Origin of the sequence: Roseateles agri (assembly GCF_034043675.1) — a bacterium.
Classification (GTDB): Bacteria; Pseudomonadota; Gammaproteobacteria; order Burkholderiales; family Burkholderiaceae_C; genus KK5.
On the sequence record NZ_JAXCLA010000001.1, the window covers coordinates 584962 to 599795 of the forward strand.

Annotated in this window: 11 protein-coding genes; 8 read left to right on the forward strand and 3 right to left on the reverse strand. The window is 67.4% G+C overall.

The window, feature by feature from the left end; all coding sequences use genetic code 11:
* Window positions 1-62 precede the first annotated feature (62 nt).
* The 3 genes from SNE35_RS02585 to SNE35_RS02595 are packed head-to-tail and all read left to right on the forward strand — an operon-like array spanning window position 63 to window position 4341.
* Window positions 63-1730 (forward strand): serine hydrolase domain-containing protein, encoded by a 1668-nt coding sequence (locus SNE35_RS02585; protein WP_320421244.1) that lies wholly within the window; start codon window positions 63-65, stop codon window positions 1728-1730.
* Entirely contained in the window at window positions 1727-3208 is a 1482-nt protein-coding gene (locus tag SNE35_RS02590) for a M81 family metallopeptidase (protein WP_320421246.1), read from the forward strand. Before SNE35_RS02585 ends, SNE35_RS02590 begins: the two co-directional genes overlap by 4 nt.
* A complete protein-coding gene (locus tag SNE35_RS02595) occupies window positions 3205-4341 on the forward strand; it encodes an NAD(P)/FAD-dependent oxidoreductase (protein WP_320421247.1) in 1137 nt (378 codons plus the stop codon). The genes SNE35_RS02590 and SNE35_RS02595 overlap by 4 nt, the downstream gene beginning before the upstream one ends.
* A gap of 7 nt (window positions 4342-4348) precedes the next feature.
* Here SNE35_RS02595 and dgcA read toward each other — a convergent pair whose 3' ends face one another.
* From dgcA to SNE35_RS02610, 3 genes are read right to left on the reverse strand one after another with little or no spacing between them, the layout of a single operon-like run.
* Window positions 4349-5335, reverse strand: coding sequence for an N-acetyl-D-Glu racemase DgcA (gene dgcA, locus SNE35_RS02600; protein WP_320421248.1), 987 nt, complete (start codon window positions 5333-5335; stop codon window positions 4349-4351).
* Complete coding sequence (locus SNE35_RS02605) at window positions 5325-6356, reverse strand: N-acetyltransferase DgcN family protein (RefSeq protein WP_320421250.1); 1032 nt, start codon at window positions 6354-6356, stop codon at window positions 5325-5327. Before SNE35_RS02605 ends, dgcA begins: the two co-directional genes overlap by 11 nt.
* Window positions 6357-6367: 11 nt before the next feature.
* The gene (locus tag SNE35_RS02610) at window positions 6368-8041 is read right to left on the reverse strand and encodes a serine hydrolase domain-containing protein (RefSeq protein WP_320421251.1); all 1674 of its coding nucleotides are present in this window, start codon (window positions 8039-8041) and stop codon (window positions 6368-6370) included.
* Window positions 8042-8185: 144 nt separating this feature from the next.
* Here SNE35_RS02610 and SNE35_RS02615 point away from each other — a divergent pair, with 144 nt between their 5' ends.
* From SNE35_RS02615 to SNE35_RS02635, 5 genes are all read left to right on the forward strand, one after another.
* On the forward strand, window positions 8186-8767 hold the full coding sequence (locus tag SNE35_RS02615) for an RNA polymerase sigma factor (protein WP_320421252.1): 582 nt from the start codon (window positions 8186-8188) through the stop codon (window positions 8765-8767).
* Window positions 8764-9759, forward strand: a complete 996-nt coding sequence (locus SNE35_RS02620) for a FecR family protein (RefSeq protein WP_320421254.1) — start codon at window positions 8764-8766, stop codon at window positions 9757-9759. Before SNE35_RS02615 ends, SNE35_RS02620 begins: the two co-directional genes overlap by 4 nt.
* Before the next feature lie 433 nt (window positions 9760-10192).
* Complete coding sequence (locus tag SNE35_RS02625; protein WP_320421256.1) at window positions 10193-12616, forward strand: type I restriction-modification system subunit M; 2424 nt, start codon at window positions 10193-10195, stop codon at window positions 12614-12616.
* Entirely contained in the window at window positions 12607-13890 is a 1284-nt protein-coding gene (locus tag SNE35_RS02630) for a restriction endonuclease subunit S (RefSeq protein ID WP_320421257.1), read from the forward strand. Before SNE35_RS02625 ends, SNE35_RS02630 begins: the two co-directional genes overlap by 10 nt.
* A complete protein-coding gene (locus SNE35_RS02635; protein ID WP_320421259.1) occupies window positions 13887-14834 on the forward strand; it encodes an endonuclease NucS domain-containing protein in 948 nt (315 codons plus the stop codon). The genes SNE35_RS02630 and SNE35_RS02635 overlap by 4 nt, the downstream gene beginning before the upstream one ends.

Sequence of the window (14834 nt, forward strand, 5' to 3'; positions counted from 1 at the left end):
CCGCCTCGTCGTTCGTCTGAACAGGGGTCGCCCCACTCGCCGGACTCCCCTCCGATCACGCCATGACTCCTTCCGATACTCCGACCCCAACTGGCCTGGCAGCCATCGATGCGCTGCTGCAGCCGTTCAACCGCAGCAATGCGCCGGGCCTCATTGTGGGCATCGTGCGCGAGGGCCACGCCATCTATCGCCGCGGCATCGGCCTGGCCTGCATCGAGCAGGGCGTGGCGATGTCTCCGCGCACGCGGGTGCGCATCGCCTCGACCAGCAAGCACTTCACCTCGCTGGCCCTGCTGCTGCTGGCCGAAGAGGGCCGCCTGGGCGTCGACGACCTGATCTATCAATACCTGCCGGAGCTGCCGCGCCTGCATCCGGCGGGCCCGACGCTGCGCCAGCTGATGCAGCACACCGGCGGCTGGCGCACCGATATGGCGGCCCTGCTGCAGGGCCTGGCGCTGGAGCCGGTTGCGGACTGGACCCTGCCGATCAGCGCCGCTGGCGGCGAGCTGAACTTCGAGCCCGGCAGCCGGATGATCTACTCGAACACCGGCTACCAGCTGCTCGCGCGGGTGATCGAGCGGATCAGCGGCCAGGTCTTCGGGGACTTCCTGCGCGAACGCATCTTCGAGCCGCTGGGCATGCGCGACACAGAGTCGCTGACGAGCGACTTCGAGGTGCGGCCGGGCATGGCGCTGCAGTACCAGGTCTTGCCACCGTCGGTCGGCGGAGGTGGCTTGAGGCGCGGCATGTACCCGGGTGAGCTGCGCGGCAGCGGCTCGCTGGTCTCGACGGTCGACGACATGCTGCGCTGGCTGGCGCACATGCGCAGCCCGTCAAAGATCGTCGGCAGTCCCGACAGCTGGGCGCAGATGCTTGAGCTGCCGACGCTGTCGACCGGCACCACCCTGCCCTACGCGCTGGGCCTGTTCCGCCATGACTACCGCGGCGTCGAGGTGATCCATCACTCGGGTGCGGTGCTCGGCGCCACCTCGCAGATGATCACCGTGCCGAGCCACGGGCTGGACATCATGATCATGGTCAACGGCGCCGCTGTCTCGCCGGTGGCGCTGGGCTTCCAGATCATCGATGCGCTGCTCGGCGATGCGCTGCTTGGCCCGCCGATTGAACCCGTGCCGACTGCGGCCCATGCCGCCCTGCCCGGCCAGCGCTATCACTCGGCGGAAACCGGCGCCCTGCTGAGTTTCGAGGACCTGGCCGGCAAGCTGGGCCTGGCATGGATCGGCGGCCGCGCCGCGCCGCTGCGGCGGGCCGGCGACCAGGCTCTGCTGGCCTGCGAGGACACGGCTCTCAACCCGGTGCTCATCGATCTCGAGCAACTGCGCGGCGACACCGCCCCGGACACGATCACGATCAGCGATGGCGGCCACCTGCTGCGCTGCGAGCGCCTGCCCACGGTCGCCGTCGGAATTCCGGCCGACGAGCTGACCGGGCTCTACCGCGTGCCCGACCTGGGCACCGATGTGCGCGTCCAAGTGGAGGGCGACTCCATCACGATGCGGCTGCAAGGCGCCTACGGCCGCAATGCCTATCGGTTGCGCCCTCTGTCTGCCGACGTCATGCTGGCTGACCCGCTCGACCCGCTGTTCGCCGCGCTCGGCGGCTACGGCGTCGTCAACATCGATCGCGCGGCCGGCCGCGTGAGCGGCCTGCGCCTGGACGCGCCACGCGTGCGACACCTGCGCTTCATCAAGGAGCAGGCGGCCGCATGAGAATCTTCTCCACCTTTCTCGCCACCGAGACCAATACCTACGCGGCCGCGCCAACCGGCTGGGGCAGCTTCCGGGAATACGGCGTCCATCGCGGCGACGCCAGCACCCGTGACCCGCAGGGCATCGGCGGCCCGATGCTCGACCTGAGTCGCCTGCTGGCTGCCGACGGGCACGAGCTGGTCGAGAGCGTCAGCGCCTTCGCCCAGCCGCTGGGGCGCACCGTGCGCACCGTCTACGAGAGCCTGCGCGACGACATCCTTGAGGACCTCCGGGCGGCGCTACCCGTGGACGGCGTGATCCTGATCCTGCACGGCGCCATGGCCGCGGATGGCTATGACGACTGCGAAGGCGACCTGACCGCGCGCGTGCGTGAGATCGTCGGCCCAGGCGTGCCGATCGGCGTCGAGCTCGACCTGCACTGCCACACCACGGCGCTAATGCAGAGCTCGGCCGACGCGATCATCGCGTACAAGGAATATCCGCACGTCGATGCGCTGCCGCGCCTGCAGGAGCTGCTGCGCATCGTGCTCGATACGGCGCAGGGCCGGGTCAGGCCGACGACCGCGATGTTCGATTGCAAGATGGTGGGCCTGTGGCACACGACGCGCGAGCCGATGGCCGGCTTCGTACGCCGGATGCAGGAGGTCGAGCAGTTGCCCGGCGTGCTCTCGGTATCGCTCGGCCACGGCTTCCCCTGGGGTGACGTGTCGGAATCGGGCGCGAAGATCTGGGTGGTGACCGACAACGACGAGGCCCAGGCCACGCGTCTGGCCGCGCAGCTGGGTCGCGAGTTCTGGGCGCTGCGCGAGCAGACGGCCACGCCGATGCTGACGATTGCCGATGCACTGCAGCAGAGCGCCGAAGTGGAGGACGGCCCCGTCGTCATCGCCGATATCGCGGACAACGCCGGCGGCGGCGCGATGAGCGACAGCACCTTCATCCTGCAAGCGCTGCTGGAGCGCGGCACGGCCGGTGTGGCGATCGGCGCCTTCTGGGATCTCGGCGCGATCCAGATCTGCCGCGATGCCGGTGTCGGCGCGCGCATCGCCCTGCGCCTGGGCGGCAAGTGCGGCCCGGCCTCCGGCGATCCGGTCGACCTGAAGGTGGTCGTGATGGCGGTGGCCGACGAGCACTTCCAGACCGGGCTGAACTCGAACGACGAGCGCGCACCGCTGGGCCCCAGCGTCTGGCTGCAGGCGGGCAATGGCGTGGATATCGTGCTGGTCAGCGTGCGCAGCCAGGTGTTCTCGCCGGCGGTGTTCACCGGCCTGGGAATCGACCTGCTGCGAAAGAAGCTGATCGTCGTGAAGTCCACCCAGCACTTCCACGCACAGTTCGCACCGCTGGCGCGGCAGGTGCTCTACGTGACGACGCCTGGCGCGATCAATATGGACTTCGCGACGTTGCCCTACCGGGTGCGCGATCTCGACTACTGGCCTCGCGTGGCCGATCCTCACGGCTTCCAGGAGGCGGCATGAGCGACGTCACATCAGCCGACTGCATCGTCATCGGTTGCGGCATCGCCGGCGCCTCGGTCGCGCGCTGGCTTGCGCCGCAGGCCCGCACGATCGTGCTCGAGCGCGAGAGCCAGCCGGGCTATCACTCGACCGGCCGCTCGGCCGCGCTGTACATGGAGAGCTACGGCAATCCGCAGGTGCGCGCGCTGACACGGGCGAGCCGTCGCTTCTTCGAGCAGCCGCCCGAGGGCTTCGCCGAGCACCCGCTGCTGACACCGCGCGGCGCGCTCTTCGTCGCCACCGAAAGCCAGCGCGAGGAATACGAGCGGCACTGGGAGGTGATGCGCTCGATCACCTCGAACACACGGCGGCTGAGCCCGGCGGAGGCTTGCGCACGAGTGCCGGTGCTGCGCCAGCATGTGCTGCTGGGCGCCATCGACGAGCCCGAGGCGGTCGACATGGACGTGCATGCACTCCACCATGGCTTCCTGCGCGAGATGCGCCGCGCCGGCGGCGAGCTGGTCTGCAATGCCGAGGTGCTGGCCATCGAGCGCGATGGCGCCGACTGGACCGTGCATGCCGGGCAAGCCCGCTACCGCGCACCGGTCGTGATCAACGCCGCCGGCGCCTGGGCCGACGTGATCGCTCAGTTGGCCGGCGTGCGGCCGATCGGCCTGGAGCCGCGGCGCCGCTCGGCCTTCATGTTCGCTCCGCCGGCCGGCCTGGACACCCACGCCTGGCCGCTGGTCATCGGCGCCAACGAGGACTGGTACATCAAGCCCGATGCAGGCCTGCTGCTGGGATCGCCGGCCAATGCCGACGCGGTCGTGCCGCACGACGTGCAGGCCGAGGAGCTGGACGTGGCGCTGGCGATCGACCGGATCGAGCAGATGACGACGCTGACGATCCGCCGGCCCAGCCACACCTGGGCCGGCCTGCGCTCCTTCGTGGCGGATGGTGGCCTGGTCGGCGGCTTCGACGAGCAGGCGCGGGGCTTCTTCTGGCTCGCCGCCCAGGGCGGCTATGGCATCCAGACCAGTGCCGCGATGGGTGAGGCCTGCGCGGCCCTGGCAATGGGCCGGCCGCTGCCGGCCCGCATCGCCGATTTCGGCTTGAGCGCCGAGATGCTGTCCCCGGCGCGCTTGGAGCGTTAGTGGAGCGTCAGCCCCAGAGCCCCGGCTCGGCCGGGTGCAGCAGGGCCCCGTCATAGCGCATCGCCGGAGCCCTGTCCGTGCGGGTCAGCATCGGCCCGTCCAGGTCGACATAGCGGCATTGCTGCGCGATCAGATGGGAGGGCGCCATCGACAGCGAGCTGCCGCCCATATTGCCCACCATCAGGCCGAAGCCGAGTGCCTTGGCGCTGCGCGACAGGGCCAGCGCCTCGGTCAGGCCGCCGGACTTGTCCAGCTTGATGTTGACGTACTGGTAGCGTCCCTGCAGCTCGGGCAGCGACGCACAATCCACGCAGGATTCATCGGCCGCCAGCGGGATCGGGGACTGCAGGCCGTCCAGCTGCGCATCGGTGCCGCGCATCACCGGCTGTTCGATCAGCTCGACGCGCAGGGCCCGCAGCTCCGGCAGGATGCGCTCCAGCAGTTCGCGGCTCCAGGCCTGGTTGGCGTCGATGACCAGGCGGGCCTCGGGATGCTCTTCGCGGGCGAAGCGCACCATGTCGACATGGCGGTGTGCGTCGGCCTTCAGCTTCAGCATCGGCAGATGGCGGGCCGCGCGGATCTTGCGCCGGACGTCGGCCTCGCTGCCGAGACCGATCGTGTAGGCGGTCTGCACCGGCTCGACGCTGGGCAGACCGGCCAGTTGCCAAGCGCGCCGGCCGGACTTCTTCGCGCGCAGGTCCCATAGCGCACAGTCCACCGCGTTGCGGGCGCCGCCGGGCGGCATCAGGCGGAGCAGGTCCTCACCGCTCAGGTCGGCAGTGAGCCGCGGCGCGACCTCCTCGATCTGCGCTGCCATCGACGAGGTGCTCTCGCCCTTGTAGGCGACGCCGACGGCCTCGCCATAGCCAGCGTGGCCACGGCCATCACTTAGGCGAACGGTGAGGCTCTTGATCTCGGTGAGCACCCCGCGCGAGATCTCGAACGGTTCCTGCAGTTCCCAGCTTTCAAAGCTGATCGTGCATTCAAGCGACATGGGAAGACTCCTTGTTGTAGTGGTGGATGACCTGGGCCAGCGACTCGACGCCGCCCCGCATCGGATCGACGACCGGAAGATTCAGCTCGGCCTGCAGCTGCTCGCGGTAGTCCCGCCAGGCCGCCTCGCCAAGCGATGACGAATTGACGCTGACGCCGATGCAGCGGATCGCGGCATTGGTGAGCCGGCCGGCGCTCAGGCAGGCCTCGATGGCGGTGGGCAGCGACGGCGTGGCGAAGCCGGGCAGGCTGGCGATGTGGCGGCGGCCCGCGTCATGGCACATGACCAGCGCGTCCGGCTGCGAGCCGTGCAGCAGGCCCAGGCTGACGCCGGCATAGGCCGGATGGAACAGCGAGCCCTGGCCTTCGATCACATCCCAGTGATCGGCGGCGTTGTCGGGCGACAGCTGCTCGGCCACGCCGGCGATGAAGTCCGACACCACCGCGTCGATGGCCACGCCGCTGCCGGAGATCATCACGCCGGTCTGGCCGGTGGCGCGGAAGGTTGCCGGCACGCCGCGGGCCTGCAATGCGCGGGTCAGCGCAAGCGCGGTGTACTTCTTGCCCAGCGCGCAATCGGTGCCGACCGTCAGCACACGCTGCCCGCTGCGCTTGCGGCCGGTGCCGGTGACGCGCGGCCAGGCGCCGTGGCGGACGTCCTGCAGCTGCACGCCGGCCGCGGCGGCTGCGTCCACCAGCTCGGGGATATCGGTCAGCCGCGTGTGCAGCCCGCTGACGATGTCCAGTCCCGCATGCACGGCGTCCAGCAGGCTGGGCAGCCAGTGAGCAGGCAGGGCGCCACCGGCCGGCGCGATGCCGATCAGCAGCGAGCCGGCACCGGCGGCGGCCGCCTCGGCGACGCTCATCGCCGGCTTGCCGGTGCTCAGCGCGGCCCGCGGGAAGGCGAGCTCGCCGAGCACGTCGTCCGGGCACCAGTCGACCAAGCCGAGGGCGGTCTTGGCGTCGACCGCGCTGCGAACGTCACCAATGAAGAGCAGATAGGGTTTGCGAAGTACAAGCATGTCGTGGCGGTTCAGGAAGCAAGGTCGTTGGGAAGATGAGCGTCGTCGAGGCGTTCGAAGCACAGATGGCGGGTGCGCGGCGTGTCGATGCGAAAGCCCGCCACGCGTCCGGCCCGGCGTTGCACGCGCAGTGCGGCGGCGCGCGGCTGGACCTGGTGCGGGTCGATCTCCTGGCAGCCGAACACGTCGGCCGAGAAGGCCTGTAGCTCGAGGCGGTTGCCACCGTAGGCGCCGAAGATCTGCAGGAACAGCCGCCCGCCCTCCAGTTGAATGAGCGCGTCGGCGGCAAGATCGGGAGACCGGTAGCGGCCGGCCAGCGCGGCGCCACCCCCGGCCAAGGCGGGCGGCGTTGGCGCCAGCAGCTCGAAGTGTTCGCTGTGGCCAGCCTCGCGCAGCTGCAGCACCGGCGGCGCGTCGCCCTCGGTCGCCAGCTCATCGGTGGCCAGCTCGAAGGGGCCGATCGCCATGTCCTCGAAGGGCTGGCGCAGCTGCTCGCCCTCGTCGCGCAGCGGCAGCGCCGGGCCGTTCGCCAGGCAGAGGCCCAGCGTGCCGCCGGCTGCTTCGGCAAAGCCGATGAGCAGGCCCGAATCGCGGCCCACGTAGCGGCGGCCCAGCATCGGTCCGAAGCGCGTGCTGGCGGCGTGCACGGCCGCGGGCCCGAGCCGCTCGTCGCCCAGCAAGGTGTCGACGATCCGGTGGGCCAGCTCGCGCGGGCTCGCCTGCGCGCCGTTGCTGATGACGATGATGTCCAGCCCCTCGCTGGGTACCGTCAGCATTTGGCTGGCGCCGCCGATCACGCCACCGGGGTGGTGGATCACCTCGACGCCGCGGTAGTCGTGGCGCATCAGGCCCAGGCCATAGGGATTCACGAGGCCGGTGCTCAGCCGCGTCGGCGCCAGCATCTGCTGCCAGCTGGCCGCGCTGCCCAGCGTCGGCGCCCGCAGGTGGGCGAGCCATCGCAGCATGTCGTCGATCGTGGAGATCATTGCCCCCTCCCCGCGTAGCTCCTCGCTCGGGAAGATGCCGCGACGCCAGCCACCGCCCTGCGCCGCCGGCCGCGGTACGTGCAAGGTGGCGACGCCGGGATGCAGCTCAAGATCGCTGGGTACCGAACAGGTGTTCCGCATGCCCAGTGGCGTGAAGATGCGCTGCTGAAGGAAGGCCTCGAAGCGCATGCCGCTGCGCCGCTCGATGGCCAGCGACAGCAGGTGGTAGCCGCTGTTGCAATAGACCATGTTCGAGCCCGGGGCGAAGTTGGCCTCGCGCTGGCGCAGCTGGGTCGCCCAGGCCGCGCCGGGCGGCTTGATGGCCATGCCGTCGCTGATGAAGCCGAGGTCCAGGTAGCAGCGGTAGCCGCTGGTGTGGGTCATCAGCTGGCGCAACGTGGGCTCGGCTTCGAGCGGCGGCAGCTCGGGCAGGACCTCGCGCACGCTGGCGTCCAGATCGAGCCGGCCCTCCTCGGCCAGCAGCAGCGCGGCCAGGCAGGTGAACTGCTTGCTGGTCGAGCCGATGCGCATCCGTGTCCACGGCGTGTTGGCCACGCCGTGCTCGATGCTGGCCAGGCCGAAACCGCAGCGGTAGACCGTGCGGCCCTGCTGCGCCACGCCGACGACCAGGCCGGGCGCGTCGCCGGGGCACAGGCTCAGGAACAGGGAATCCAGGGCAGCTTGCTGGGAATCGGTCATGAAAGGCAAGACGAGGCAGCCCCCAAAATCCGCGCGGCGCAAATATTTTTGTGGCGCCGTACCGGATTTTTCGCGGCCGTTCGTCCTTACAGGCAGGCGGACTCCGTCCACAGACCGTGGCAAGCTCCGCCGGCGAGAGGAGCCGTGTTGGACGCTGATGAGTTGAACGCCTGGTTCGTGGATGAGGTGCTGCCGCTGGAAGGCCTGCTGGAGCGCTTCCTGCGCCGCAACTGGCGTGACGTCGATGAGATTTCCGACCTGCGGCAGGAGGTCTACGCCCGCGTGTTCGACGGCTGCGCGCGCAAGCGGCCCGAATCGGCCCAGGCCTTCGTGCTGACGACGGCTCGCCACCTGCTGATCGACCGCGCACGGCGCGCGCAGATCGTGTCGATCGAGACCTATGCCGACATGGACGCGCTGGCGCCGACCCTGGACGAACTGAGCCCCGAGCGCCATCTGTCGGCGCGCAGCGAGCTGAAGCTGCTGCAGCTGGCCCTGAACCTGCTGCCGGCGCGCTGCCGCGAGGTGATCGAGCTGCGCAAGATCGAGGGCCTGTCGCAGCGCGAGGTCGCCTCGCGCATGGGCATCACCGAAGACACCGTGGAGCGCCAGGTCTCCAAGGGCGTGCGCGCGCTGGCACTGGCGCTGCAGGCCACCGGATTGGGCAGTGGCGGCGCGTCGACCGGCATCGCGGGACCACTGCGCAAGGGACGGAAAACACAATGAAAAACGAAGAACTGAAAGCCATCGAGGCCCGCGCGGCCGACTGGATCGCCGAGCGCGACCGCAGCGACGGGCACCTGCCCGCCGAGCGCCAGGCCGAGCTGCAGCGCTGGCTGGCTGAATCGACGGCTCACCGCGTGGCCTTCCTGCGTTTGGACCAGACCTGGCAGCGGGCCGATCGCCTGCGCGCGCTGAAGCCGGCGAAGGCGCCGGAGGCAGCATCCCGGCCCACGCGAATCGGCGGCTGGCACTGGATGGTCCAGCCGACGCTGAAGCGCGCGGCCGCCGGGCTGAGCCTGGCCGTCCTGACGCTCATCATCGCCAGCGCCTTCAGGCCGCAGCAGCGGCAGGACACCGTCAACTACGCCACCGCCCGCGGCCAGCGCCAGTCCATCAAGCTGGCCGATGGCTCCCAGCTGACCTTGAACACGGCCACGCAACTGCGCACGGCGGTGACGCCGCGGGCGCGGCAGGTGTGGCTGGAGAGCGGCGAGGCCTTCTTCGACATCGCCCATGATGCACAACGGCCCTTCGTGATCCACGCGGGCAAGCAGACGGTGACCGTGCTGGGCACGAAGTTCTCGCTCTTTCGCGAAGGCGATCGCTTGAACGTGACGGTGCTGGAGGGCCGCGTGCAGGTGCAGGGCGAGGACCAGGGCCAGGCCACGGTGCTGACGCGCGACCACGCCGCACTGGCCGATGCGGGCAATGTTCTGGTCACATTGCAGTCGCCCCAGCAGGTCAACGCCAGCCTGGGCTGGCTGCAGGGCAAGCTGGTGTTCAACGAAGTCAGCCTCGCCGAGGCCGCGCGGCAGTTCAACCGCTATGGCATCAAGCAGCTGGTGATCAAGGACGAGGCCGCCGCGCGCATCGGCATCGGCGGCGTGTTCGATGCCGGCAACGTGGAGGCCTTCGCACGCCTGCTGCACGCAGGCTTCGGCCTGGAGGTGCGGGTCAGCGGCGACGAGATCCAGGTGTCGACACCGACGACCTAATAATGGTCCTCAAAATACACGACGCCGCATGACGCTGGCCGATTGCTCGGCCAGAGCAAGCACGTCCTTCAGGCCTGCTGTCCGGTGGGAGAACTTAGGCCGGGTGTCCACGGCGAACTCCCGGCATTTGCGTTCCGCCCCAGCGTTAGACGTGAGATCTCTTGACGATTCTGTATCGGATCCAGCCCGATGCAGAACAGGGTGAATGGCCGCTGGGCCGCCTGAACGCTGGGTTTGCCGGCTCGCATATCGACTGCTTGGACTTAAGGTTGGACTCCAAACAGTCCCGCTGAGTCAACGAGCGATATCGAATCGGTGTCTACGTGCCCGACCAGCGGAGCAGTTCATTTACAGTGCCGGCGCGGGAGGCCCTCACCGTGTAGTGCCTGCCGATGCCATGGAGTGCCATGGCGACCTGTGCCAATTCCCCCAAATGCCGATCAAGAAATCCGACCTCTATTCCAAGCTATGGGCTTCCTGCGATGAACTACGCGGCGGCATGGACGCCAGCCAGTACAAGGACTACGTGCTGGTGCTGCTGTTCATCAAGTACATCAGCGACAAGTACGCCGGCCAGCCCTTCGCAGCCATCCAAATTCCTGAGGGAGCCAGCTTTGCCGACATGGTGGCCCTCAAGGGTAAGAGCGACATCGGCGACCAGATCAACAAGAAGATCGTCCGCCCGCTGGAGGAAGCCAACCGCCTGCGCATCAAAGCTGACTTCAACGACGACGCACTGCTCGGCCAGGGCAAGGAGAAGGTCGACAAGCTGACCAACTTGATCGGCATCTTCGAATCCAAAGACCTCGACTTCTCGAAGCACCGCGCCGATGGCGACGACATCCTGGGCGACGCTTACGAGTACCTGATGCGCCACTTCGCCACCGAGAGTGGCAAGAGCAAGGGCCAGTTCTACACGCCGGCCGAAGTAAGTCGCGTGATGGCTCAGGTGCTGGGTATTGCAAATGCAAAGACCAGCCCTGATACCACGGTTTACGACCCGACCTGCGGCTCGGGTTCGCTGCTGCTGAAGGTGGCCGAGGCCGCCACAACCGAGGTCACCGTCTACGGCCAGGAAAAGGAAGAAGCGACCAGTGGCCTGGCGCGCATGAACATGATCTTGCACCACAACCCTGGTGCGGTGATCGAGCAGGGCAACACGCTGGCCGACCCCAAGTTCCTAGATGGCGAGCACCTGAAGACCTTCGACTACGTGGTGGCCAACCCGCCGTTCTCCGACAAGCGCTGGAGCAACGGCCTAAAGGGCGACGAGTACAAGCGCTTTGAGGGCTTTGGCACGCCGCCCGATAAGCAAGGCGACTATGCCTACCTGCTGCACATCATCCGCTCGCTTAAGAGCGCAGGGCGTGCCGCTTGCATCTTGCCGCACGGCGTGCTGTTCCGCGGAAATGCCGAGGCCGAGATCCGCAAGAGCCTAGTTCGGCGCGGGCTCATCCAGTCCATCATCGGCTTGCCGGCCAACCTGTTCTACGGCACCGGCATCCCGGCCTGCATCCTGGTCATCGACAAGGCCGGCGCGGCGGCCCGCAAGGGCATCTTCATGATCGACGCCGCCCAGGGCTACATGAAGGACGGCCCCAAGAACCGACTGCGCGAGCGCGACATCCACCGTATCGTCGACACCTTCACCACGCTGGACGGCAGCGACCCGCGCTACGCCCGCATGGTGGGGCTGGACGAGATTGAAAAGAACGACTTCAACCTCAACCTGCCGCGCTACATCGATAGCAGCACGCCAGAAGACCAGCAGGACATCGATGCTCATCTGAACGGCGGCATACCCGAGGCCGATGTGCAGGCACTCGGCCGCTATTGGGCGGTGTGCCCGCAGCTGCGTGCCGCCTTGTTCAAGCCCCGGCGGCCGGGCTACCTGGACCTGGCCGTGGCGCCCACCGCCATCAAACCCACCATCCACCAGCACCCCGAGTTCCAGGCCTTCACGGCGGCGATGAACGCGCACTTCGACCAATGGCGCGCGTCAGCGGTGGAGCGCCTGAAGTCGCTGGACAAGGGCAACTTCCACCCGAAGAACCTGATCCGAGGCGCCGAAGGCCTGCTGGATCACTACGAGGACCAGCCCACCGCCGAGAAGCTGATCGACCCCTACGCCGTCTACCAACACCTGATGGACTACTGGGCCGCGACCATGCAGGACGACGCCTACCTGATCGCCGAAGACGGCTGGAAGGCCACACCCTACCGTGTGCTGGAGACCAAGAAGAACAAGGACGGCTCACCGGGCAAAACCGTGGACAAAGGCTGGGCCTGCGACCTGGTGCCCAAGGCGTTGCTGGTGCAGCACCACTTTGCCGCCGAGCAGGCCGAGCTGGACCGGCTGGGCGCCGAGCTGGAAAGCACGCTGGCCACGCAGACCGAACTGGAAGAAGAGCACAGCGGTGACGATGCCGTGTTCGGTGGCTTCGACAAGATCAACGACAAGGAAGTGAAGTCGCGCATCAGGGAGATCGGGCGCGATGCGGATGCGGCCGATGAGCTGGCCGTGTTGAAGCAGTGGCTGGCCCTGTCGGAGCAGGCCAGCGGCCTGAAGAGGCGCCTCAAAACGCTGGACGCCGAGCTGGACGCCAAGGCCCTGGCCCACTACCCCACGCTGACGCCCGACGAGGTGAAGGCGCTGGTGGCGGACCATAAGTGGATGGCGGCACTGGGTGCGGCAGTTCACGGTGAGCTGGACCGCGTGAGCCAGGCGCTGACCGGGCGGGTGAAGGAACTGGCCGAGCGTTATGGGCGGACGATGCCGGAGCTGGCGCAGCAGGTGGACGACCTGGAGGCACGGGTGGCTGGGCATTTGGCGAGGATGGGGTTCTCATGGAAGTGAAGGAGCCAAGTCCTCGCTATGCGTCCAAGGCCAGTAGGGCCCTGAAAAATAACCTCCCGGTCGACTGGCAGCTGACCCGTGTAGAGGACGCCGGAGCGGTGCTTGGCGGTCGGCAGCGTTCGCCTTCAGCCCAAGGAGACCCAACGCCCTATCTGCGCGTGGCCAATGTCTTTGCCGGTTGGATCGACACGAGCGATGTGCTTCAGATGCCGTTCACGGCTGACGAGCGAGCGAGATTTTCGCTGCGCGCCGGTGACATCCTTCTGAACGAAGGGCAGAGTTTGGAGCTCGTGGGACGCAGTGCCATCTACCGCGATGAGCCGCGAAATTGCTGCTTCCAAAACACCCTTGTTCGTTTCCGGGCTGGGCCGCGCACAGATCCGAATTACGCCCAGTACGTCTTCGAGAGCTACTTGCGTCGCGGCGAGTTTTCGAAGATCGCGCTTCAGACAACCTCTATCGCGCACCTCGGCGCTGGACGATTTGCACAGATGCCATTCGTGGCACCGCCTCTCGGGGAGCAGAAAGCGATTGGCAAGGCACTAGCCGACGCCGACGCCCTGATCGACTCGCTGGAGCAACTGCTGACCAAGAAGCGCCAGGTCAAGCAAGGTGCCATGCAGGAACTGCTCACCGGCAAGCGGCGGTTGCTTGAGAACGGTGAGGCTTGGCGCCAAGTGCCGCTAGGCAGTCTAGGCAGATGGTCAGGAGGGATGACGCCATCAATGGCAAGGGTCGACTATTGGTCTCCCGCAGAAGTGCCATGGCTTTCCTCCGGCGACCTGAAGACAGCTCAACTTTCCGAGTCCGCGAAGTACGTATCGAAGGCCGCGGTTCGGGACGGAACAACAACGGTCGTGCCTGCAAATTCGGTTGTCGTAGTGATGCGGAGCGGAATTCTTCGCAAATGTTTGCCGGTCGGCATCACGCTAAAGCCGATGGCGATTAACCAAGATCTGAAGGCGATTCAGCCGAACACGGAAGTTGCCGCCGAGTTCCTGCTGCACGCGTTGACGTGCTGGGGTGAACGAATTCTGGCGACCTGCTTGAAGGCGGGCACGACGGTGGAGAGCCTTGAACTCCGCTGGCTCAAGGCGTTCACCATCGATCTGCCCCCGGTGTCCGAACAAGTGCTGATCGCCGGTGTGCTATCTGACATGGACTCGGAAATCACGGCGCTCGAATCCCGCCTCACCAAAGCCCTCTCCCTCAAGCAAGCCATGGCCCAAGCCCTGCTGACCGGACGCATCCGCCTCGTGGAGCCCACTGCATGACCCAACCCGCCAAGAGCTATTACCGCGTGATGCTGGGCCGCCAGAGTGTGCATGCGGCCGACTGCCTAGCGGGCGGCTTCATCGGCGCGGACTTCGGCATCGAGCAGGATCTCAGCGGCCAGTTGCCCGAGGAGTGGCGGCAGTTCAACGCCGCCTTCATCTCGGTGTTCCTGGCCGGCCACCCCAACAAGAGCAAGATCGCGGCGGGTCTGGCCTGTGGCGCACTGTGGACAGTGGCCAAGGGCATCCGCAACGGGGATGTTGTGCTTTGCCCGGACGGCACCGGCCAGTACCACGTGGGCGAGGTGCAAGGCGGCTACACCTATGCCCCCGGCCAGGTGTTGCCGCACCGCCGCGCGGTGAAGTGGCTGCCCCTGACTATCGCCCGCGCGGCTATGAGCGAGGCGCTGCGCAACTCCGCCGGCTCCATCGGCACGGTGAGCACCATCACCGAGCACCACCAGGAGATCGAGCAATTTCTGGCCGCGCTACCCGGCCAGGCCGCGCCCAACATCGTGGCCACCGACCCGGTTGTGGAAGACCCCGTGGCCTTCGCGATGGAAAAGCACCTGGAGGCCTTCCTGGTGAAGAACTGGGCGCAGACCGAGCTGGCCCAAGCCTTCAAGATCTACGAGGAAGAAGGCGAGCTGGTGGGTCAGCAGTACGGTACCGATGCTGGGCCCATCGACATCTTGGCCGTCAGCAAGGACGGCCAGCGCCTGCTGGTGGTGGAGCTCAAGCGCGGCCGCGCGTCAGACGTGGTGGTGGGTCAGATCCTGCGCTACATGGGCTACGTCAAAGAGCAGATCGCCGAGCCGCACCAGACCGTGGAAGGCGCGATCATTGCGCTCGACGATGACCAGAAGCTGCGCTGGGCTCTGCAGATGGTGCCCAGCGTCAGCTTTTACCGCTACCAAGTGAGCTTCAAACTGATCAAGCACTGA